19 protein-coding genes and 1 pseudogene are annotated in these 21,940 nt (G+C 69.5%); 10 read left to right on the forward strand and 10 right to left on the reverse strand.

Annotation, left to right across the window (positions count from 1 at the left end):
* Positions 1-4: 4 nt before the first annotated feature.
* Positions 5-5,110, forward strand: a complete 5,106-nt coding sequence (locus B0W80_RS06845; RefSeq protein ID WP_076998364.1) for a malto-oligosyltrehalose synthase — start codon at positions 5-7, stop codon at positions 5,108-5,110.
* 42 nt (positions 5,111-5,152) lie between these two features.
* Here B0W80_RS06845 and B0W80_RS06850 read toward each other — a convergent pair whose 3' ends face one another.
* Entirely contained in the window at positions 5,153-5,347 is a 195-nt protein-coding gene (locus B0W80_RS06850) for a hypothetical protein (protein ID WP_076998365.1), read from the reverse strand.
* 220 nt (positions 5,348-5,567) lie between these two features.
* Here B0W80_RS06850 and B0W80_RS06855 point away from each other — a divergent pair, with 220 nt between their 5' ends.
* Positions 5,568-7,220, forward strand: coding sequence for a peroxidase family protein (locus B0W80_RS06855; RefSeq protein ID WP_076998366.1), 1,653 nt, complete (start codon positions 5,568-5,570; stop codon positions 7,218-7,220).
* A gap of 64 nt (positions 7,221-7,284) precedes the next feature.
* Here the strand turns inward: B0W80_RS06855 and B0W80_RS06860 are convergent, their stop codons facing one another.
* From B0W80_RS06860 to B0W80_RS06870, 3 genes are read right to left on the reverse strand one after another with little or no spacing between them, the layout of a single operon-like run.
* Entirely contained in the window at positions 7,285-8,274 is a 990-nt protein-coding gene (locus tag B0W80_RS06860) for a tripartite tricarboxylate transporter substrate binding protein (RefSeq protein ID WP_076998367.1), read from the reverse strand.
* The gene (locus tag B0W80_RS06865; RefSeq protein WP_083745231.1) at positions 8,271-8,930 is read right to left on the reverse strand and encodes an alpha/beta hydrolase; all 660 of its coding nucleotides are present in this window, start codon (positions 8,928-8,930) and stop codon (positions 8,271-8,273) included. Before B0W80_RS06865 ends, B0W80_RS06860 begins: the two co-directional genes overlap by 4 nt.
* A 14-nt stretch (positions 8,931-8,944) precedes the next feature.
* A complete protein-coding gene (locus B0W80_RS06870; RefSeq protein WP_076998391.1) occupies positions 8,945-9,796 on the reverse strand; it encodes a TauD/TfdA family dioxygenase in 852 nt (283 codons plus the stop codon).
* Positions 9,797-9,976: 180 nt separating this feature from the next.
* Between B0W80_RS06870 and B0W80_RS06875 the strand changes: the two genes are divergently transcribed.
* A complete protein-coding gene (locus B0W80_RS06875; RefSeq protein WP_076998368.1) occupies positions 9,977-10,972 on the forward strand; it encodes an AraC family transcriptional regulator in 996 nt (331 codons plus the stop codon).
* Between the two features lies 1 nt (position 10,973).
* Here B0W80_RS06875 and B0W80_RS06880 read toward each other — a convergent pair whose 3' ends face one another.
* Entirely contained in the window at positions 10,974-11,987 is a 1,014-nt protein-coding gene (locus B0W80_RS06880; protein WP_143684510.1) for a tripartite tricarboxylate transporter substrate binding protein, read from the reverse strand.
* A gap of 161 nt (positions 11,988-12,148) precedes the next feature.
* Positions 12,149-13,174: pseudogene (locus tag B0W80_RS06885) on the reverse strand (3-keto-5-aminohexanoate cleavage protein); the annotation flags it as partial.
* A 164-nt stretch (positions 13,175-13,338) separates the two neighbouring features.
* Here B0W80_RS06885 and B0W80_RS06890 point away from each other — a divergent pair.
* Entirely contained in the window at positions 13,339-14,106 is a 768-nt protein-coding gene (locus B0W80_RS06890; RefSeq protein ID WP_076998393.1) for a helix-turn-helix domain-containing protein, read from the forward strand.
* Positions 14,107-14,184: 78 nt separating this feature from the next.
* On the opposite strand, the gene B0W80_RS06895 is transcribed toward B0W80_RS06890, so the two are convergent.
* Complete coding sequence (locus B0W80_RS06895; RefSeq protein ID WP_076998369.1) at positions 14,185-14,559, reverse strand: hypothetical protein; 375 nt, start codon at positions 14,557-14,559, stop codon at positions 14,185-14,187.
* Positions 14,560-14,796: 237 nt separating this feature from the next.
* Here B0W80_RS06895 and B0W80_RS06900 point away from each other — a divergent pair, with 237 nt between their 5' ends.
* Positions 14,797-15,786: a tripartite tricarboxylate transporter substrate binding protein gene (locus B0W80_RS06900; protein ID WP_076998370.1), complete on the forward strand. Its 990-nt coding sequence runs from the start codon at positions 14,797-14,799 to the stop codon at positions 15,784-15,786.
* Positions 15,779-16,699, forward strand: a complete 921-nt coding sequence (locus B0W80_RS06905; RefSeq protein WP_076998371.1) for a PhzF family phenazine biosynthesis protein — start codon at positions 15,779-15,781, stop codon at positions 16,697-16,699. The genes B0W80_RS06900 and B0W80_RS06905 overlap by 8 nt, the downstream gene beginning before the upstream one ends.
* A gap of 74 nt (positions 16,700-16,773) precedes the next feature.
* Here the strand turns inward: B0W80_RS06905 and B0W80_RS06910 are convergent, their stop codons facing one another.
* The 3 genes from B0W80_RS06910 to B0W80_RS06920 are packed head-to-tail and all read right to left on the reverse strand — an operon-like array spanning position 16,774 to position 18,425.
* Positions 16,774-17,178, reverse strand: coding sequence for a type II toxin-antitoxin system VapC family toxin (locus tag B0W80_RS06910; RefSeq protein ID WP_076998372.1), 405 nt, complete (start codon positions 17,176-17,178; stop codon positions 16,774-16,776).
* Positions 17,179-17,180: 2 nt separating this feature from the next.
* Complete coding sequence (locus tag B0W80_RS06915; RefSeq protein ID WP_143684512.1) at positions 17,181-17,411, reverse strand: antitoxin; 231 nt, start codon at positions 17,409-17,411, stop codon at positions 17,181-17,183.
* A 48-nt stretch (positions 17,412-17,459) separates the two neighbouring features.
* On the reverse strand, positions 17,460-18,425 hold the full coding sequence (locus tag B0W80_RS06920; RefSeq protein ID WP_179106846.1) for a LysR family transcriptional regulator: 966 nt from the start codon (positions 18,423-18,425) through the stop codon (positions 17,460-17,462).
* A 74-nt stretch (positions 18,426-18,499) separates the two neighbouring features.
* Here B0W80_RS06920 and B0W80_RS35375 point away from each other — a divergent pair, with 74 nt between their 5' ends.
* The 4 genes from B0W80_RS35375 to B0W80_RS06940 are packed head-to-tail and all read left to right on the forward strand — an operon-like array spanning position 18,500 to position 21,900.
* Complete coding sequence (locus tag B0W80_RS35375; RefSeq protein WP_076998375.1) at positions 18,500-19,096, forward strand: hypothetical protein; 597 nt, start codon at positions 18,500-18,502, stop codon at positions 19,094-19,096.
* Between the two features lie 2 nt (positions 19,097-19,098).
* Positions 19,099-20,700, forward strand: coding sequence for an FAD-dependent monooxygenase (locus B0W80_RS06930; protein ID WP_076998376.1), 1,602 nt, complete (start codon positions 19,099-19,101; stop codon positions 20,698-20,700).
* Between the two features lie 4 nt (positions 20,701-20,704).
* Positions 20,705-21,112, forward strand: a complete 408-nt coding sequence (locus B0W80_RS06935; RefSeq protein WP_076998377.1) for a VOC family protein — start codon at positions 20,705-20,707, stop codon at positions 21,110-21,112.
* Positions 21,109-21,900, forward strand: coding sequence for an alpha/beta fold hydrolase (locus B0W80_RS06940; protein ID WP_076998378.1), 792 nt, complete (start codon positions 21,109-21,111; stop codon positions 21,898-21,900). Before B0W80_RS06935 ends, B0W80_RS06940 begins: the two co-directional genes overlap by 4 nt.
* Positions 21,901-21,940 lie beyond the last annotated feature (40 nt).

Raw genomic sequence — 21,940 nt, forward strand, 5'->3', positions numbered from 1 at the left:
GTGCTTGTCCGAGACCTTGTCCCACCACGACGCGGAAACCATCGCCCGCCTCTGCGCCGATTACGGCATCGCACTCGACTACCACGACATCTGGGGCCAGCACCAGCCGGTGCCGCGCGAGACCCTGCTGGCGCTGCTGGCCGAATTCGGATTGGGCCAGCCGGGCGGTGCATCCACGGCACCGCCGGCCCTGCCGCCGGTGCTCGCGATCCGTGCGCTCGACGCGCACTGGACCGTGCCGCTGCGCATGCCCTCGTCGATGCAGCAGCTGCGCTGGCAGTTGATCGACGAGGCCGGCACCGTGCACCAGCAGGGCGAGCTCGATGCCTATGCGCTGCACGAAACCGGTAGCGCCGACATCGCCGGCGAGCGCTGGAGCGACCGGCCCCTGCGCCTGGGCATCGCCCTGCCTATGGGCTACCACCGGCTGCGCATCGACGGCCTGGCCGGCGAAACGCTGGTCGTCAGCGCACCCGAGCGCTGCTGGAGCCCGGCCGCGCTCGACCACGGCGGCCGCGTCTGGGGCACGGCCGTGCAGCTGTACGCGCTGCGATCCAGCCGCAACTGGGGCATCGGCGACTTCGGCGACCTGGTCACGCTCGTGTCGCAGATGGCGCAGCACGGGGCCGAGGTGATCGGGCTCAACCCGCTGCACGCGCTGTTTCCGCACAACCCGGCGCATGCGAGCCCCTACAGCCCGTCGTCGCGCCGCTGGCTCAACGTGCTCTATATCGACGTGGAAGCGGTGGCCGACTTCGCCGGCTGCGAGCCCGCGCAGCGGCTCGTGGGCTCGCCCGATTTCCAGGGCCGGCTGGCAGCGTTGCGCGAGGCCGAGCTGGTCGACTACGCCGGCGTGTCGCAGGCCAAGTTCGAGGCGCTCGAGCTGCTGTTCGCGCACTTCCGCGCGCAGCACCTCGATGCCGACGGCACGGCCGCGCGCGACGATGCCGGCCGCGCGTTCCTTCGCTTCGTCGCCGAAGGCGGCGCGGCCCTGCGGGGCCATGCGCTCTTCGAGGCGCTGCAGGCGCATTTCCATGCCGCCGATGGGCAGGTGTGGGGCTGGCCGATGTGGCCCGAGGCCTACCGCGACCCGGCGAGTGCCGAAGTCGCCGAGTTCGCCCGCACGCATGCCGCGCGCGTGCAGTACCACCAGTACCTGCAATGGCTGGCCCACACCCAGCTCGCGCGCGCCGCGGCGCAGTGCAAGGCGCTGGGCCTGGGCATCGGCCTGTACCTGGATCTCGCGGTCTCCAGCGACCGCGGCGGCTCCGATGTGTGGACCGAGGGCACCGGCTTCGCGGCCGATGCCAGCGTGGGCGCACCGCCCGACGAGTTCAATCCCGGCGGCCAGGGCTGGGGCCTGCCGCCGCTGCGGCCCGACCGGCTGCGCACCGCCGGCTACCGCTTCTTCATCGACACGCTGCGCGCCAACATGCGGCACGCCGGCGCGCTGCGCATCGACCACGTCATGGGCCTGATGCGCCTGTTCTGGATTCCCGCCGGCCGCACGGCGCGCGAAGGCGGCTACGTGCACTACCCGCTCGATGAGCTGCTGGCCATCGTCGCGCTCGAAAGCCAGCGCCTGCGCTGCCTGGTGATCGGCGAAGACCTGGGCACCGTCGCGCCTGCCATGCGCGAGGCGCTGTCGCGCGCGGGCGTGCTGTCGTACCGCCTGCTCTTCTTCGAACGCGAGGGCGACGGCGCCTTCCGCGCACCCGCGGCCTACCCGGCGCAGGCACTGGCCGCCGTGGGCACGCACGACCTGCCCACGCTGGCCGGCTGGTGGCGCGGCGAAGACCTGCGCCTGCGCCTGTCGCTCGGCCTCATCGCCGACGCGGCGCAGCTCGAGCAGCAGACCATCGAGCGCGCCCGCCAGCGGCTGCAGCTGCTCTTCACGCTGCAGCGCGCGGGCCTGATCGGCACCGACGAGATCGCGCAGGGCGGCGCCGGCGCCACGCTCACGCCGGCCGTCGTCGAGGCGATCCATGCCTTCCTGGCCGCCGCGCCGTCGGCCGTGATGATGGTCCAGCTCGAAGACGTGCTCGGCGCCGCGGAGCAGATCAACATGCCCGGCACCACGCACGAGCAGCCCAACTGGCGCCGCAAGCTGCCCGCCGACCTGCAGGCGCTGGCCCGCAGCGACGCGATGGCCTCGCTCGGCCGCACGCTCACGCGCCTGCGCCCGCATGCACGCGCCGGCCGCAAGGGTGGCGCACCGGTGCGCACGCGCGTGCCGCGGGCCACCTACCGGCTGCAGTTCCACCACGACTTCCGCTTCGACGACGCCATCCGGCTGCTGCCCTATCTGGCCCGCCTGGGCATCAGCCACGTGTATTGCTCGCCGATCCAGCGGGCGCGCGCCGGCAGCATGCACGGCTACGACGTGGTGGCGCACGACGAGGTCAACCCCGAACTCGGCGGGCGCGAAGGCTTCGACCGCTTCGCCGCGGCCCTGCGCGCGAACGGCATGAGCCAGCTGCTCGACCTGGTGCCCAACCACATGGGCGTGATGGGTGCCGACAACGCCTGGTGGATGGACGTGCTCGAGAACGGTCCGGCCTCGCTGTTCGCCCAACATTTCGACATCGACTGGCAGCCGCTCAACCCCGAGCTGGCCGGCAAGGTGCTGGTGCCCGTGCTGGGCGACCACTACGGCGACGTGCTGGAGCACGGCGAGCTGGTGCTGCGCTTCGAACCCGAAGGCGGCAGCCTGGCCGTGTATTACTTCGAGAACCGATTCCCGCTGGCCCCCGAGAGCTACCCGCGCGTGCTTGCCTCCGCCAGCCTGCGGCTGGACGATCCGCAGCTCGCGCTGGAGCTGGCCGGCGCCGCCTCGGGCTTCGCGAGGCTGCAAGGCCGCGACGCCAGCGACGACGGCGCGCGCGCCGAGCGCGCCCGCGACAAGGAGCTGCTGAAGACGCAGCTGGCCGGCCTCGCGGCGCGCCAGCCCGCGGTGGAACGCGCCATCGCGGCCCGCGTGGCCGAACTCAACATGCCGAGCGCGCGCGACGAGCTGCACGCGCTGATCGAGGAACAGGCCTGGCGCCTGGCCTACTGGCGCGTGGCGGCGGACGACATCAACTACCGCCGCTTCTTCGACATCAACACCCTGGCCGCGCTGCGCATGGAACGCGACGACGTGTTCGAGGCCACCCAGTCGCTCGCGCTCGACCTGGCCGCGGCCGGCGTGGTGGACGGCCTGCGCATCGACCACCCGGACGGCTTGTACGACCCGGCGCAGTACTTCCGGCAGCTGCAGGAAGGCTACGCGCGCCGCGCCGGCCTGGTGCTGGCCGACAGCGACGAGGCCGGCCGACCCATGCGCCCGCTCTACGTGGTGGCCGAGAAGATCAAGGCCGACGACGAGGAAGTGCCGAGCGACTGGCACATCCACGGCACCACCGGCTACCGTTTCGCCAACGTCGCCAACGGCGTGCTGATCGATACCGAGGCAGCCGACAAGTTCGGCAAGATCTGGCGCAACTTCACCGGCGTGCGCGACAGCTTCCAGGAACTGGCACGCGCAGGCAAGCGCGACATCATGCGCAGCGCGCTGGCCTCGGAGCTGACCGTGCTGGCCACCGAGTTGTTGCGCATCGCCCGGGCCGACCGGCACACGCGCGACTACACCTTCAACGCCATGCAGCGTGCGCTCGGCGAAGTGGCGGCCTGCCTGCAGGTGTATCGCACCTACATCCTCGAAGCGCCTTCTGCGCAGGACGAACGCTTCATCGCCTGGGCCGTGCGCGAGGCGCGCCGCGGCAGCCTGGAGGCCGACCGCACCATCTACGACTTCGTGGAGCAGACATTGCTGGGCCGCGCCGTGCCCAGCGCCGACGAGGCGTTGCAGGCGCGCGTGCTGCGGCTGGCGATACGCTTCCAGCAGTTCAGTGCGCCGGTGACGGCCAAGGGGGTGGAAGACACCGCGTTCTACCGCTACTTTCCGCTCACCGCGCTCAACGAAGTGGGCGGCGAGCCGGCCCGCTTCGGCATGACGCTGGACGAGTTCCACGAAGCCAGCGCCGACCGCGCGAAGCATTGGCCGCACACCATGCTGGCCAGCTCCACGCACGACAACAAGCGCTCGGAAGACGTGCGCTGCCGCATCGACGTGCTGTCGGAGATGCCGGCCACCTGGCGCCTGGCGCTGCGCCGCTGGCGCAACCTCACGCGCAACGTGCGGCGGCGGCTCGAAGCCGAAGGCGCGCCGGCCGGTGCGCCGTCGAGCAGCGACGAATATCTGCTCTACCAGACCTTGCTCGGCACCCTCCCCGAAGGCCGCTTCGACGCCGAAGCGCGCGCGCCCTTCACCGAACGCATCGTGGCCTACATGCAGAAGGCCGCGCGCGAGGCCAAGGTCCACACGCGCTGGACCTACCCCGACGAGGCCTACGAAAAGGCGCTCGAAGGCTTCGTGCGCGCCCTGCTGGGCCCCGATGCCGACCCTCGCTTCCTGGACGACCTGCAGGCGCTGGGCCGCACGCTGGCCTGGTACGGCGCGCTCAACAGCCTGTCGCTGACGCTGCTGAAGTTCGCCTCACCCGGCGTGCCCGACCTGTACCAGGGCAACGAGATGATGGACCTGAGCCTGGTCGACCCGGACAACCGCCGCCCGGTGGACTACGACGCCCGCTCGCGCGGCCTCGACGAACTGGATGCGATGGCCCGCGCGCCAAACCTCGCGCAGCAGGCGACCGAGCTGCTGCGCACGGTGGGCGACGGACGCGCCAAGCTGTGGTTCACCTGGCGCATGCTGTCGCTGCGGCGCGCCCAGGCCGAGCTTTTCCGCGAAGGCGATTACCAGGGGCTGGCAGCGCAGGGCCCGAAGGCTGCGCACGTGGTGGCTTTCGCGCGGCGCCATGAAGGCCGGCTGCTGGTGCTGGCCACGGCGCGGCTGTACAGCACCCTGGCACCGCAACGCGAGCCGCCTGTCGGCGCGTGCTGGGACGACACGGTCGTCCGGCTGGATGGAATGCCCGACGGCACGCGCTTCGAGAACGCGCTGACGGGCGAGACCGTCGTGCTGCGCGACGGCGTGATCCGCCTGACCGAGGCGTTCGCGCAACTGCCGGGCGCCGCGCTCTGGGCGCTCGACCCGATCGCTGGCTGAGCGTCGGCGAAAACTGCAGCCTGGGCCTCGGCCGCCCGGGTTTCAGCGGCCCTGGTTCAGCCGGCTGATTCCCTGGTCGGTCAGCATGCAGCTGCCGTGGCGGTCTTCCACCACCAGGCCGTTGGAGCGCAGCCGGCTGGAAACCTTGATCGTGTTGGGTGGACGCTGCTTGGACGCCGCGTCGCGCAGCGCTTCGAGCGTGCGCCACTGTTCATCGTTGAGCTGGATCTTTTTCATCAACGTTTCTTCCTCACTGTGCGCCAGTGTGGACCCGAAAAAGCCGTCGCGCCTCCTTCGTGAGTGCTCTTGCACGACCGCGAGATTTGGAGTAGGCGCTTCGACCCATTGCGCGGCCGCGAACTCGCTTCATCACCACCGCGGAGGATGACGCACGGCGACCCCGCACGAAAAATCGCTCGACTGGCAAGGTCGTCAGGGCTTCAGGAGAGGTTTTTCCATGAAATCGAGCATCCACGGACAGGTCACGCAGGTGCCACTCGACGCTGCGCTGACGGCGACGGAAGACGGCGTACCCCGCTACTCCACCATCCTTTCGCGTGAAGAAGCCGCGAAGACGCCGGCGCGGCCCAACGTCTTCCGCTTCGGGCCGATGTTTCCCGCGTTGTGGAACGACCGTCTTCCCGACACCCCGGGCATGGCGGCCAGGCTGTTCGACCTGGCCCAGTCGATGCAGGGCGGCGACCGCAACGCGAGCCGCAACACGCCGATACCTGCCGTCTACACCTACCTCGGCCAGTTCATCGACCACGACATCACCAAGACCGAGACCCTGCCCGCGCTCACGTCCAACATGGAAGCGGCCTTCCACGTCGCAATGGCCGGGCGCGACATTAGACCGCTCGACGACGAGTCGATGGCACTGCTCGTCAACAAGCGCGTGCCGACCCTGAACCTCGACAGCGTGCTCTCCAGCGCGGCGCCGCGCGACGACCGCGGCGCGCTGGTCGTCGGTACGGTGACGGCCGACGGCGCGCCGCCGCGTCCGACGCTGCCCTTCCAGGAGCCGGCCGAACTCGCAGCGCTGCACGACCTGCCGCGCGAGCCCAAGTCCGTCAACGAAGACCTGGACCGCCGCGCGAAGATCGGCGACCCGCGCAACGACGAAAACCTGGTCGTCGCGCAACTGCACGTCGCCTTCCTGCGCACGCACCGGCGCCTGGTGCACGAGTTGGGCCTGACGGCGGCCGAGGCCGACCTGGAACTGCAGCGCCTGCATCAATCGATCGTCGTGCACGACTACCTGCCCACCGTCTGCGTGCCGGAAGTGGTCAGCGCCGTGCTCGAACAAACACAGGGCGTGTTCTACCGCCCCACCGCGGCCGACCCTTTCATGCCGCTCGAATTCGCGGTGGCGGCCTTCCGCTTCGGCCATTCGCAGGTGCGCAACGCCTACAACTACAACTCGTCTTTCTCGGGCGCCGACGGCACGCCGATCGCCACGCTCGACCTGCTGTTCACCTTCACGGCCTTCAGCGGGCAGAACGCCGGCTTTCAGACCCTGCCGCAGAACTGGATCATCGACTGGTCGCGCTGGGTCGCGGCGCAGGACGGGTCGACGCTCAACCCCACGCGCCGTGTCGACACGCTGCTGGCGGCCGGGCTCATGACGCTGCCCCAGCACCAGGGCGTGATCGGCGGCAACGACGTCAACATCCTCGCGGTGCGCAACCTGATCCGCGGCTACCTGCTGCGCCTGCCGACCGGGCAGGCCGTGGCGAATGCCGCACGCGACAGGCTGGGCGGCAGCGTGATCGTGCCGCTCACGCCGCAGGACCTGCGCGACGTGGCAACTGCCGCCGATGCGGACGGCGCCGCCGGACAGCTCGCCGCGCTCACCGCCGGCGGCTTCGACCAGGCCACGCCGCTGTGGTACTACGTGCTGGCCGAGGCGGCGACGCGCAACGATGGCCGGCTCGGCACCACCGGCAGCTTCATCGTCGCCGACGTGCTGGTGCAGCTCGCACGGCTCACCGAAGGCAACTTCCTGCATGCGCCGGAGTGGCGACCCCGCATTCCGACCGCGGCGCCTGCCGCCGAGCAGAAGGTGAAGCTGACGGACCTGCTGCGCTTCGCGCAACTGCTGCCCTGAGACAGCGCGGCAGCGCAGCCGACACAGGTATCGCAGAGCCACCGCTCGCGTCGGGCAGGCGCGCCTACTCCGGCTGGAAGTCGATCGCCTTGAGCAGCGCCGCCTGTTCGTCGTAGGCCGCCTTGGCGTCGGCCATCATGGCCTGCGAGCTCAGTGGCTCGCCCGGCTCCATGCCCATGTCGCGCAGGCTGCGCTTCACCGAGGCCTGGTCGAAATGCTTGAGCGTCGCAGCGCGGATCTTCTGCTGGATCTCCGGCGCGACGTCGGGGCGCGACCACACCGCGAACCAGCTGGCCTGCGCGAGCTGCGGGTACCCCAGTTCCTTGAAGGTCGGCACCTCGGGCAGTGCGCCGATGCGCGTGGGGTAGCTCACGGCGATCGCATCGATCTTGCCGCTCTTGATCAGCGGCAGCGAGGTGGTCACGCCGTCGAACATCAGCGGCACCTGGCCGCCCATCAGGTCGACCAGGGCCTGGGGCGAGCCCTTGTAGGGCACGTGGCGCATCTTGACCTTGCTCAGGTGGCCGAACTGCATGCCCAGCGTGTGACCCTTCATGCCTGTCGCGTACGAGGCGAAATCCACGCCGTCCTTCTGCGATTGGCCGTACTTCACCACGTCGTCGATCCGGGTCAGGCCGAGCGACTTGTTGGCCACGAGGACCAGGCCGGTGCGGCTGATCTGCGCGAGGGGCTTGAGGTCGGCGAAGGGCTTGAACTTGACCTTGTTGACCAGCGGCATCTCGCTCACGGCGCCGACCTGGATCACGAGCAGCGTGTGGCCGTCCTGGCCGTTGGCGAGCAGGTCGTTGATGGCGATGACGCCCGAGCCACCGGGCTTGGCCTCGACGACGACGGGCTGCCCTTCGCCCTTCAAGCCCTCGGCCGCCTGGCGCGCCAGTGCATCGGCCGTGCCGCCCGGCGGGCCGGCGACGATCAGGCGGATCGGCTTGGTGGGCCACGCGGCTTGCGCCATCGACGCGCCGCTCCACGCTGCGAGCGCGGTAGCGACGATCAGCGCGACCGCGTGCCGCTTCGTGTGCTTGCGTGTCTTCATGCTGCCTTCTCGTGCTGCACTGAACCCGATTGGCGCAGCCCAGAAACCGGATCGCCGCCCAGTTCGCGGATGAACGCCAGTGCCTGCGGCCACTCTCCGAAGCCCGACGCAGGGTTCAAGTGCCCCACCGCGCCCAGCTCGACGAATCGGCTGCCCCATGCATCGGCGAAGCGTCGCGCCCGCGCGAGCGTCGTCAGGTGATCGTCGCTGCTCGCCGCCACGATGCTCGCGAAGGGCAGCCGGGTCAAGGGAACGGGCAGCCAGCCCTCGGCTTGCAGCTGGTCGCGCGTCGGGTAGCCCGCGGGCATCGGCGTTTCGACGTCGGCCGGCGCCGCGAGCAGCGCACCTTGGATCTCGCGTGCGGCGTGGCGCGCCCAGTGCGCCACCATCATGGTTCCGGCGCTGTGGGCCACGATGATCACCGGGCCTTCGATGTCGGCCAGCGCGCGGTCGATGGCATCGACGCGCGCCGCACAGCTCAACTTGTCGTGCTCGAGCGGCGCCACGCTGCGCACCTTGGGCAATCGGGCCGCCAGCAGCGTCTGCCAATGGTCGGGCACGTGGTCGCGCAGGCCCGGCACGATGAGCACGGTCGCGTCGGGAAAGTCTTGGATGTCGTCGATGTCGTCGACGGCGGAGATGTCGTGGTTCGGCATGGTCATGGGTGCGTTCAGAAGGGCCGGTCGCCCACGATGGCCGCGCGCTCCATCTTGCGGTGGCAGGGCGGGTAGTCCATCACGGCGTAATGCTGTGTCGAGCGGTTGTCCCAGAAGGCCACGCTGTTCTTCCGCCAGCGAAAGCGCACCTGGTACTCGGGGATGTTGGCCTGGCTCACGAGGTAGCTCAGCAGCTGCGTCGAGCCCGGCGCCTTGTCGAGGCCGAAGCGGACGTTGGCCGGCGTGTTGTAGTTGACGAAGTGCGTGGTGAAGCTGCCGTTCACGAACAGGATCTTCTCGCCGGTCTCGGGGTGCGTGCGCACCACCGGGTGCTCTGCATCGGGGTATTTTTCCTTCAAGGCCAGGCGCTTCTCGATCGGCATCGCCGCGCCGAAGCTGGCCTCGATGCCATGGCGCGCGCGCAGCGGCTCGATCTTGGCCTTGATGTCCTCGGGCAGCTGGCGATAGGCCTCCACCATGTCGACCCACATGGTGTCGCCACCCACGGGCGGGCATTCGACGCAGCGCAGCACGCAGCCCATGGGCGGCACGTCGCGCCAGGTCGCATCGGTGTGCCACGAGTTCTCGTTTCGCTCGGGGGGGCTCTCGGGCGTCTTGTAGATCTGCACCAGGCCCGGGTGGTCGGGATGGCTGCCGACCACGGGGTGGTCTTCGAGCTCGCCGAAGCGCCGCGCGAAGGCCACATGCTCGGCCCGCGTGATGTCCTGGTCGCGGAAGAAGATCACGCGGTACTGCAGCAGCAGCCGGCGCACCTCGGCCAACAGGTCGTCGTCCTCGGCCACCGCACCCAGGTGCACGTCGAAGAGCTCGGCGCCGATGGTGCCGGTCAACGCTTCGACCCGGATGGATGTGGCGCGCGAAGTCGCCCGCATCAGGGCCGGCGCGGCTCGTCTGTCTTGCGTCATGCCAGCATGCCTCTTTGTAGAATCGTTCGATGCATCGAGTGTCGACGGCCCCCACGTTCGACGCTTGTCTTCCGATGACATGCGCTTGGCATTTCACGTCACCGAGTGGACCCACGACCCATGGCCACGCTTGTCCGCGCCGCCTGCCTGACCAACTTCCGTGAAGTCGCGCGCGCTTCCGGGCTCAACCCCGAGCGCATGCTGCTCGATGCGGGCCTGAACCCGGCCGTGCTCGACGAACCCGACCTAATGATTCCCGTGGAGCGCGCGGGCCGCCTGCTGCAGGCCTGCGCCCAGGCCTCCGGCAACGAGTGCTTCGGCCTGGACATGGCGCGCTCGCGCTTCCTGTCGAACCTCGGCGCGGTGGGCCTGCTGATGCGCGACCAGCCCACGCTGCGCGAATCGCTCGCGCTGCTGATGCGCTACCAGGCCATGCTGAACGGCGCGCTCACGCTGGCCATCGAAGAGCACGAGCACACGGTGGTGATCCGCGAGGCATTGATCGCCGGCGGCACGCACGAGCCGACGCGCCAGCGCGTGGAGCTGGCCCTGGGCGTCATGGTCCGCGCCATCCGCCAGCTGCTGGCCAGCGACTGGCGGCCGCGCCGGGTGCGCTTCGAGCATGCGGCGCCGAAGGATCTGTCCCAGCACGTGCAACTGTTCGGCCCCAATGTCGAATTCGACTGCGAGTTCAACTGCATCGTGTGCGACCGGTCCGACCTGGACACGCGCAACCCCTGGGCCGACCCGGCCATGGTGCGCTATGCGCAGCCGCTGGTCGATGCCTCGCTGGGTCAACGCGAAGCGAGCATGCTCGACGACGCGCGCCGCACCGTCATGCTGCTGCTGCCCACAGGCCGTTGCAGCATCGAGAAGGTGGCCGAGCACCTGGGGCTGGCACCGCGCACGGTGCAGCGCCGGCTCGCGGAGGAATCGCAGAGCTTCTCGGGCCTGGTCAACGACCTGCGCAAGGAACTGGCCGTGCGCTACGTGCACGAGAGCGACCGGCCGCTCACCGAGGTGGCGGAGCTGCTGGGCTTCACGCCCAGCAGCTTCTCGCGCTGGTATCAGTCGCAGTTCAACCGCAGCGCCAAGGAAAGCCGCGCGCAGCCTTGACTCATTTCGCTGCGGTCGACAGTTCCAGCCGGCCCAGGATCGCGCGGTTCTGCGCCATGGTGCCGGCAAGCTTCTGCTGCAGCTCCGCATGGCTGCTCGGCACCGGCGCTTCGAGGCCCTGGGCCGCCAGCATCTCGCGGAAGCGCGGCGACTTCTTGATGCGTTCGGTCTCATCGCGGATGCGCTTCTGCATCGCCGACGACATGCTGCCGAGCACGAACACGCCCACGCTGGCGTCGGGCATCACGAGCTCGGGGTAGCCCGCCTCGCCCAGGCTGGGCACGTCCGGCAGCAGGGCCGAGCGTTCGCGCGACACCACGCCCAGCGCCTTGAGCTTGCCGCTGCGCACCAGCGGCGCCACGTTGCTCACCACCTCGAAGGTCAACTGCACCTGGTCGCCGATCAGGTCGGCCAGGGCCGGCGCCGAGCCCTTGTAGGGCACGCTCACGATGCCGCCGCCGCTCTTCTCGCGCAGCATCTCGCCCAGCAGGTGCGAACGCGTGCCGGCGCTCAGGTTGGCGATGGCGACCGCGTTCTTCGTGCGCTTCGCATGCGCGATCGCCTCGCGCACCGTGGCGGCGGGCAGCGCCGGGTTGGCCACCAGCACGTGCACCATGCTCGCCACGTCGGACACATAGGTGAAGGTCGCGAGCGGGTCGAAGGGCGTCTTCACGGTGAGCGGAAAATCCGTGAGGATGCTCGACGGCGCCACCATGATCGTGTGGCCGTCCGCCGGCGCCGCCATCAATGCGCGTTCCGCCACCACGGCCGAACCGCCGGGCTTGTTGTCCACGATGACCGGCTGGCCCAGGTGGGTGCGCAGTTGGTCGCCCAGCAGGCGCGCGACGCCGTCGGTGATGCCGCCGGGCGGCGCCGGCACGATGATGCGGATCGGCCTGTCGGGCCAGTCCGCCGCCCGCGCGGCCTTGGTCGGCGCCAGGGCCGCGGCGATGGCCAGGCCCAGCAGGCCGGCCGCCAGCCACGCGCGAGCGCCTGATGCGATGAATCGACGCATGTGCGGCCTCGCGCTCAGGAGGGCAGCGCCTCGGCCGTGGTCGCGCTCCACGCCCGGTCGGCCAGCAGTGCCAGGCGCCGCTCGACGCGCGCATGGCGCGGCGCTTCCACCGCGCGCTGGCTCTCGCCCGCGACGTAGGCGCCGTCGTAGTGCAGAAAACCGCGCTGGCCGGGCTTGCGCAGCGGCGGATAGCCGTTCTTCGCCAGCGCCTCCTCGATGCTGTGGTACTGCACGCCGATCTGGTAGATGCGGCCGGCTTCCTTGCCGGTGGCGATGTCGCGGTTGAGCTCGCGCGAGATGCGCACCAGCTTCTCCACCTGCCGCACCGACGGAATGCGCTGGCCCAGGTCGTCCTGCAGCGTGTCTTCGATGCCGCAGCGCACGTGCATGCCCAGGCAGATGCCCATGGTGGTCAGCGGCCAGGTCGGGCGGTTGGTGCCCTCGATGGTGAGCACGGCGCCGTCGGGCACGTGGTTGATGAACTCCATCATCGCGCGCGGGTTGGGGCCGTCCATGCCGCCGCCGATCGCCACCCAGTTGAGCACCAGCGGGCCCATGTACTTGCCGCGCCGGATCATGCGGCCCAGCGTCTCGAGTTGCGCGAGGTGGCCGATCTGGAAGTGTGGCTGGATGCCGTTGGCCACCAGGCGACGGATGTGCTCGTCGACGAAGGCGGGGCCGGCCGGGATGGTCATTTCGCGGTAGGGGCTGTTCTCCAGGCCTTCCCAGGAGGTGCCGACGACGTCGGTGTCGGCCTTCAATTCGGCCGTGTTCATCTGGCTGGTGTTGATGGCCACCGTGACCTGGTCGGGCCGGGGCGTGAGCTCGGCCAGGCCGTGACGCGTGTCGTCGTTGAGCCAGCGCGCGGTCTCGCCCTCGCTTTCGGGCGCGAACGAGATCGAGCCGCCCACCTGCAGCACCATGTCGGGCACCGCGGTGCGCAGGCGGTCGAGCATCTCGTTGAACATCGACAGCCGCTTGGAGCCCTTGCCGTCCGATTCGCGCACGTGCACGTGCAGCACGGTGGCGCCGGCGTTGTAGCAATCGACGGCCTTCTGCACCTGGTCGGCCATGGTCACGGGAACGTCGTCCGAATCGCCGGGCAGCCATTGCGGTCCGTAGGGGGCGGCCTGGATCACCAGGGGTTGCTGGTGCTCGGGCAGCAGCGAGTCGTCCAAGAAGTGCATCGTCATCTCCTGAGTTCGGGTAGTCGGGCTGTCCATCGTTGGTGATGGATGGCCCGATCTTTGGAGCGATGGCGCGCAGGCGCTTGGCCGTTGGCGACTTCGACTTGCCGATTGATGCCACGGCGCTTTTGCTGGCACTATGCGGGCACCGGAACGATTCATCGATGACCGCCGTCGCCCGCCTCTCGTCCAAGCTGCCGCTCGTGGCCCGAACCGGCTTCGCGCTCGGCCACAGCCGGCAGCCGCATTACGAATGCGAATGGCATTCGCACGATTGCGCGATGCTGCTGTGGCCGCAGCTCGGCGGCCTGCGCAGTGCCTGGCTCGACGAAGGTGCGGGCAGCGCGTTGGAGGCGCGCACCGCACGGCTCACGCGCAGCACCGCGGTGCTGCTGCCGTCGTCGACCGCCCATCGGACCGTCGCCGAGACCGCGCGCCAGCACCACGGCGAGCTCTACCTCGCGCCGGAGCTGGTTCGCAGCCTGAAGCAGCCGACGGCCATTCGCCTCGACGGCGCCACCCTGGCCATGCTCGATGCCTTGCTCTCGCCCGCACTGGCGCCGCGCAGCGCCGAAGCGCTGGTGCGTGCGATCGTGCTGCAGCTGGAGGCGACGAAGCCGGTCGCGCTGCCGCTGCAGTCCGATTCGCTCGCGCAGGCCCTGCTGCGGCGCATCGCCTCGGCGCTCGCGCAAGAGCGGGCCTTGCCGTCGATCGATGCGCTCGCCTGCGAACTCGGCGTGTCGACGCGCCAGTTGCAGCGCGCCTGCCGGCAGGAACTCGGCACCAGCCCCATCGCCTTGAGGCGCCGCATGCTGGCCGCCCACGCCCGCGCATTGCTGACCCGCGGCATGCCCTTCTCGCAGGTCAGTGCGCAGCTCGGCTTCGCGAACAGCGGGCACCTGGGCCGGCTGCTGCGCGACGCGGCGGACTGAAGCCGCGCACAAAAAACCGGCCACAAAGAAAAACCGGGCCACGAAGGGCCCGGTTCTTTCCTCGCTTTCGAGGCAGGATCACAGCGCGAGGCGATCGCCGCGTGCGGCGGCCCGGGCCTGGGTGCGCACGCTCGAGCGGTCGACGCTCGAACCGGCGCGGATCACGCCTTGACCGTAGCCTTCGGCGTAGGGGTTGGCACTGTGCGCGGCGACGATGCCCTGCGAGCGGACCGATGAGCGGTCTGCCGAGCTGGCGATGCTCACGACGCCTTGACCGGCGACTTCACCGAAGCGGTCGCCGCTGCGTGCGGCCACCGCGCCTTCGGCGCGCACGGCTTCACGGCTCTGGGTCGACGTGACCCTCGCGACGCCGTCGTAGGTCTCGGCATTCACGCCTGCGGCGGCGAGGATGGCGAGTGCAAAACCGGAGAGGAGCTTGGAGGTGGTGTTCATTTCGCGTTTCCTTCAGAGGGGTTGATGAAGAGGTTGAACGGTGGGTCCGTGGGATGAAGTTTGCGCCGGCATGTGGCCTCGTGGATGTGCGTTTTGGCACCTCGGCATTCATCTAGCGGAAACAATGAAGCGGCGCGCGAACGCGTGTCGCGAATGGGATCGCGCCATGTCGCTTGCGGGTTTTACGGGGGGCGCATCGCTTCCTAGCATCGGGTCACCTGTTCCAAGGAGTGCCCGATGCCATTCGATTCCCCCGCCCGGCCCTTGCGTTCGCTGCTCGCGCTCGCACTGGCCGCGGCCTCGACCGCCTTCAGCGCCGCAGCCGGCGCACAAGCCTGGCCGTCGAAGCCCCTCACGCTGGTCGTGCCCTTCCCGGCCGGCGGCGGCACCGACCTCGTGGTGCGTGCCATCCAGCCACTGCTGCAGAAGGAACTGGGCCAGCCCATCGTCATCGACAACCGCGGCGGCGCGGGCGGCACCATCGGCTCGGCCTTCGTCGCCAAGGCCGCGCCGGACGGCTACACGATGGGCATCGCGACCACCAGCACGCATGCCGTGAGCGTGAGCGTCTTCAAGAAGCTCGGCTACGACCCGCGCAAGGACTTCGACTACGCAGGCTTCATCGGGTTGTCGCCCTACGTGCTGGCCACGAATCCCAGCGTGGGCGGCGGTGACGTGAAGGCGCTGCTCGGCACGCTCAAGAAGCAGCCCGAGGGCTTCAGCTTCGCCTCGGTGGGTGCGGGCACGGTGTCGCATTTGCTCGGCGAGCAGTTCAAGGCACTGGCCGGCGTGCCGCTCGTGCACGTGCCGTACCGCGGCGCTGCGCCGGCCTACACCGACCTCATCGGCGGCCAGGTGCAGCTGATGTTCGACAACCCCGTGGGCCTGGCGCCGTACATCCGCTCCGGCCGCTTGCGGGCCATGGCCACCACCGCACCCAATGCGCTGCTCGCGGGCGTGCCGACCTTTGCACAGCAGGGCATTGCAGGTTTCGACCAGTCGCTGTGGTACGGCATCGCTTTTCCCAAAGGCACGCCCGTCGACGTGGTGCAAAAGGTCAATGCCGCGCTGAACAAGGTTCTCTCCGATCGCGCGGTGGCGGCCGACCTCGCGACCAAGGGCGTCAACGTACAGCCCGGGACCGCAGCCGCATTGCAGGCCACGGTCGAGAAGGACATTCCCTACTGGGGAAAGATCGCGCAGGCGGTGGGAGCGACCGTTGACTGATTCGACGAAGGGCGAGCGCGTGCCGCAGCCCGGTACGGTGGTCGGCATTCGCGTGTTCGTCGACGGACCCGGCGGCGGCAACCCGGTGCCGCTGGTTCCCGATGCCACCGGGATGAGCGCACATCGGATGCAGGCAGTGGCGCGAGACCACGGGCACGAGTCCGCCTTCGTGCTGCCGCCATCCGACCCAAGCGCCGACTGGCGCATCCGCTTCTTCGTGCCGCAGCACGAGATGGAAATGTGCGGCCATGCGACCGTCGGCACGCTGTGGGCCCTGCGCCGCTGGGGCGCCTGGACCACGCCCCGCGCTCGCATCGAAACGCTGAGCGGCATCGTCGACGCCGAATGGGACGAGCCGCGCGGGCAGGTGTGGATTTCGCAGCCCGCGGTGCAGGCCGACGCGCTCGACGCGGCGCAGCAGCAGCGCGTCGCCGCCGCGCTGCGCCTGCAGGCACTGCCGCCGTCGATGACCAACGCCGCCACGAGTCGCGTGAAGACGCTGGTCGCGCTGCCCGATGCCGCGGCGCTCGATGCGCTGATGCCCGACCTCGCCGCCATCGAGGCCACGTGCGAAGCCATCGGCTCGACCGGCCTCTATCCCTTCGCGCTGGAGCGCGACCCGCATGGCAAGCCCGCCGTGTACGCACGGCAGTTCCCCAAGTCGTCCGGCTACCCCGAAGACGCGGCCACTGGCATCGCCGCCGCCGCGCTCTGGGGCCACCTGGCGGCGGCCGGCCAGATCGACGTCGGCTCCCCAGCCGAGCCGGCCGTCTGCGTGATTCGCCAAGGTCGCGCGATGGGATGTCCCTCTGCCATCGAACTGCGCCCGCGCTTCGATGCCGAGGGCGTCGTGCGCGGATGCTGGCTCAGCGGGCGGGTGGCGTTCATGGACTTGCACGAGCGCGTTCGATGACCACCCGGTGCCTTGCCCGCCGCGCCACGCGTGCGCGGCCGTTCCGCACCCGCGGCCGCGCGTTGTTGAGCCTGCTAGACCCAGTTTTCGACTGTCAAGCGATCGACGCGGCGAAACTCTCGTTCGTTGTTGGTGACCAGCACCCACCCTTCGGCGCGAGCGTGCGCAGCGATCCAAAGGTCGTTGTTACCGATGGGCCGTCCTTTTTTCTCGAGGGCGGTGCGTATCTGGCCGTAGTGCTGGCCCACCGCAGCAGTCAGCGGAGCGACCTGCATCACCTGTTGAAGTTGTCGCAGCGTCGCGAGAGCCTTCGTGCGGCCCTGGCTTTTTTCAGCGCCGTGCTGCAGTTCCCCAAGCGTGATGACGGACATCGCCAGCGCGTCGGCACTCAGTTGCTCGAACCGAGCCCGGACAGCCTCCGGATTGCGCTTGGCGATGTAAATGCAAATGTTGGTGTCGAGCAAGTATCGAATCGCCATCGTCAGAACTCCTCCCGCTCCTGGGGAGGATCGTCGCTTCGGCCATCGGCCATGAAGTCGGCAGGCATGCTGACGAGAGCATCGAAGATGGCGGCCGCGTTGGCGGGCCGCTCGCGCAAGACGAGGTCGTTGCCGCGCCGAAAAATTTCGACACGCTGCGATGTCAATCGAAACTCCTTCGGCAGGCGGACAGCCTGACTGTTGCCGGATTGGAAGACACGAGCATAGATCACGCCTACTCCTTGTATATACATTGAGGATATACATCAAAGCAGACGTCGTCAACGGCGCTGCATCGCCTTCGCAGTCTCCACCACCACCGCCCGAAGCGACACGACCATCGGGTGCCCAGCCAGTTCCTTCAAGGTGAAGAAGCTCACCGGCGGCAGGTTCCAGCTCAGGCGGTGGGGCAGTGCCGCCCAGTGGCCGGCGCGTTCCATTTCGGCCACCACGTCGCGCGGGAAGATGGTGATCGCGTTGGGCTCGGTGCGCAGCACGGTTTCCATGCTGCGGATCGACGTCGTCTCCAGCATCGGTATCGGCGGCTGCACGCCGGCGCCGACGAAGATCGCGTTGTAGGTGCGGCGCATGGGCGTGTTGGGCGGCGGCAATATCCAGTCGAGCTGCGCCAGGCGCGCCCAGTCCAGCGGGCCGCGCGAGAGGCGGTCGAGGCTCTTGGCGGAGACGACCAGGCAGGGCTCCTGCTGGTAGATCGCCTCTTGCACCAGGCCCGTCGCGTCGCCGTCGTACGAACGGCCGATCGCGCAGTCGAGTTCGCGCGCCACCAGGCCCGCCACCAGCTCATCGGTCGTGCCCTCGCGCGTGAGCACGGCCATGCGCGGGTTGCGGTCGAGCAGATGCGTGAGCGCGGCGGACAACAACTGCTGCGGCACCTGCTGGGTCAACCCCAGGCGCAGCCGGCCGCTGCGGCCCGCCTCCAGCGAGGTCAGCACGCGCGTGGTGGCATCGAGCTCCGCGAGCCAGCGCCGCGCGTAGTGCAGCACCGCGTCGCCGGCCGGCGTGGGCACCAGCCCGCGCGAGGTGCGCTCGAAGAGCATGTTGCCGAAGATGTCCTCGACCTCGCGCAGCGCCTTGGTGATGGCCGGCTGACTTAGCCGCATCTCGGCCGCCACGCGACCCAGCGTGCGGTGCCGGTCGATGGCCTGCACCAGCGAGAGCTGGCGCAGCTTCAGCCGCGTGAGCAGCGCGTGCTGCAGGTCGGCAGCGGGGTCGCGGGCAGTGACCACGGTCATAACTCCTGGGTTATCGGTTCATCAAAATTTAGTGCAACTTGGTGAATTGCGCTGCCTAGACTTTCCCCATGCAAGACGCGAACGCACCGGATTTCATGGCCTTGGCGGCCGGCCTGCTCGACGCGGTGGCCGAGGCGCCGGGCGTCGAGGCCGCGCTGCGGCAGGTGGACCGGCAGCGGCGGCTGATCGCGCCCGACAGCATCTTCAGCATCCAGCAGAACGTGACCACGGCCGGCGACCCCGACGGCGAGATCCGCCTGCGCCGCTTCTATTCGTCCGAGGCCTCGCGCTACCCGGTGAACGGCGTCAAGCGCAAGACGCCGAGCCCGTGGACCGAATGCCTCTTCGCCCTGGGCCGCGTCTTCGTCGGCGAAGGCGAAAGCGCGTTGGCGCGCAGCTTCGACGACTTCGAACAGATGCGCGTGCAGGGTCTGCGCCGCGTGGTCAACGTGCCGCTGATGCAAGGCGCGCTGTGCTTCGCCACCTTCAACGTCTTCGGCACCCGCGCGCATTGGCTGCCGCAGGAAGTCCTCGGCATCCGCCTGCTGGCGCTGGCTGCGGCGCGCTGGGTGCCCGTGCACCCCGGGCTGGCTTACAGCATCACCGCATTCACCGGCTGCGACGGCACCGCCGGTGCTCCCGTCGCTTCATCCCTGGAGGTCTGAGCATGCACAACAAGGTTCCGGTCGTGATCGTCGGCGGTGGCCCGGTGGGCCTGTCGATGGCGATCCTGCTGCAGCGATTCGACATCGACTTCGTGCTGCTCGAACGCAGCCCCACCACCACCGACCACCCCAAGGCACGCGGCACCTACACGCGCACCATGGAGATCTTTCGCCAGTGGGGCATCGACCAGCGCATGAAGCGCCACGCCCTGCCAGACGGCGCCGACTTCTTCGCCTTCTGCGAATCGATGACCGGCCACGAATGGGGCCGCACCATGCCCGAGCCGAACCTGGGCCACTCGCCCTGCTGGAAGATCATCCAGTCGCAGGACACGGTGGAGATGGAGCTGATGGACCACACGCGCCAGAGCAAGGTGGGCCGCTTCCTCTTCGGCCACGAGTTCGTGCAGTACGACGAAGGCCCCGGCGGCATCGCCGTGACCAGCCGGCAGCTGAGCAACGGCGACACCACCACCTGGCATGCGCAGTACGTGATCGCCGCCGACGGCGCCACGAGCACGGTGCGCCGCCAGGCCGACATCGAGATGCGCGGGCCGTCGACCATCGCCGTGATGGCCAACGAGTACTGGCAGGCCGACCTTTCGCACGTGCGCGACGCCGCCACCTGCGCCGGCTGGCGTGTGTACGCGAAGGATTCGCCCTACCCCATCACCACCGTGCTCAACACCAACGGCAAGGACAAATGGCTGAGCCTGCTGCCGGTGGGCCGCGAGGTCGACGAGCGCATCGGCGAGCGCACCGACGACGAGGTGGTGCGCCTGGCCCGCACCGTGGCCGGCGTGCCCGAACTCGACGTGAAGGTCATCAACCGCTCGGTCTGGCGCATGAGCCGCCAGGTGGCGGCCAGCTTCCGCAAGGGCCGCGTGCTGCTGGTGGGCGACTCGGCGCACCGCTTTCCGCCCAACGGCGGCTACGGCATGAACTCGGGCATCCAGGACGCCCACAACCTCGCGTGGAAGCTGGCCTTCGTGCTCACCGGCCGCGCCGGCGACCGGCTGCTCGACAGCTACGAACGCGAGCGCCGTCCGGTGGCCGAATCGAACGCCGACTTCAGCCTGCACAACGCCACGCGCTTCATCCAGTGCGACGAAGCGCTGCGCTCGGGCAACCGCGACCGCATCGACTTCTGGATTCGCGACAGCGACAACCACATCCACAGCATCGGCCAGTCGCTGGGCTTCTGCTACGAAGACGGTGCGGTGATTCCCGACGGCACGGGCCGGCACATCCTGCGGCCGCGCTGGTACGAGCCGACCGACCGGCCCGGCGCGCGCTTTCCGCACATCTGGCTGGACATGGCGCGCCGCCACACCACGCTCGACTGGTTCGACCGCGAGTTCGTGCTGGTCGCTGGCCCCAAAGCCGATGGCTGGATGGAAGCGGCGCGCGCCGTGTCGGGCCGCAACGGGCGCAAGGTGCAGGTGCGCCAGCTCGACGATTCGCACGAGAAGGACGGCCTGCTGCTCGGCCTGCGCGGCGCCGCGCTGGTGCGGCCCGATGGCCACGTGGCCTTCCGCATGCCGTGGACGCCGGCGGACCCGGCGGTCGAGCTCGCAAGTGCGCTGTCGAAGCTGCTGGATTGACGCCATGCCGGTCGCCGCACTCCACCACTTCACGATCCGCTGCACGCCGGACGACCTGCCCCCGCTGTTCGACTTCTACACGCGCGTGATGCGCCTCGAGCCCGGCGCGCGGCCGGAAGTGCCCGCGCCCGGCGCTTGGCTCTATGCAGGCGGCCAGCCGATCGTGCACTTGTATGCGCACCTCGCCACGCCCGATGAAGTCGCACAACCGGTCACCGGCCATGTGGATCACATCTCCTTCCGTGCGCATGGGTTGACCGAGATGCGCGAGCACCTGCACGCCCTGGACGTGCCCTTCGCCGAGGCGCCGATTCCCGGCTGGGACATCCACCAGCTCTTCCTGCACGACCCGCGCGGCATGAAGATCGAGATGACCTTCTGGATGAACGACGAAGAAGGAGGCGCACCATGACCGACTTCGTGCAGGCCGGCGAGTTGCGCATCGCCTTCGAGCGCACGGGCCAGGGCCCGGGGCTGCTGCTGATGCACGGCGCCGAGGCCTCACGCCAGATGTTCGCCGCGCTGGTGCCGCACCTGGCGAAGCATTTCACCGTGATCGCCTACGACCAACGCGACTGCGGCGACACCGAAGGCCCGGAACGCGCGGCCACGCTGGCTGACCTGGCCAACGATGCGCACCAGTTCATCCGCGCCATGGGCTTCAAACGGGCGCACGTGTTCGGCTCGTCCTTCGGCGGCCGGGTCGCGCAGGCCCTGGCGCTGCTGCATCCGCGGGCCCTCGACCGGCTGGTGCTCGGCAGCACCTGGCCGCTGCCGCGGCCCTACGAAGAGCTGTGCCCCGACGCGCGCCGCCTGGCCGAACTGCGGCAGGGCCTGCCCGGCACGGCCGAAGAACTGGCGACCTGGTTCTTTCCCGAAGCCTTTCTGCAGCAGCGGCCGGAGCTGCGGCGCATCTTCGCCAACGCGCGTCCGGCATCGCCCCGCGCCGCCCGCCGCGCCGCCACGGTGGCGACCACGCTGGACCGGGGTGTCGCCGACATCGTCGCGCCGACGCTGGTGCTGGCCGGCGAGCTCGACCGCGTGGTGCCGCCCACCGTCACGCTGGCGATGGCGGGGCGCATCCGCGGTGCCGATGCGGTGCTGCTGCCGGCCATCGGGCACGTCACGGCGATGCAGGCGCCGGAGGTGGTGGCGATGCATGTCGTTCGGTTCTTGAATGCTGAAGGAGGCAAGGTATGAGTGCTGTGCTTGCTGGCGCTTCGGAGGCGCGGTGCCCCCA

This window comes from Variovorax sp. KK3 (genome assembly GCF_001984055.1).
In the GTDB taxonomy this organism is placed as follows: domain Bacteria; phylum Pseudomonadota; class Gammaproteobacteria; order Burkholderiales; family Burkholderiaceae_C; genus Variovorax.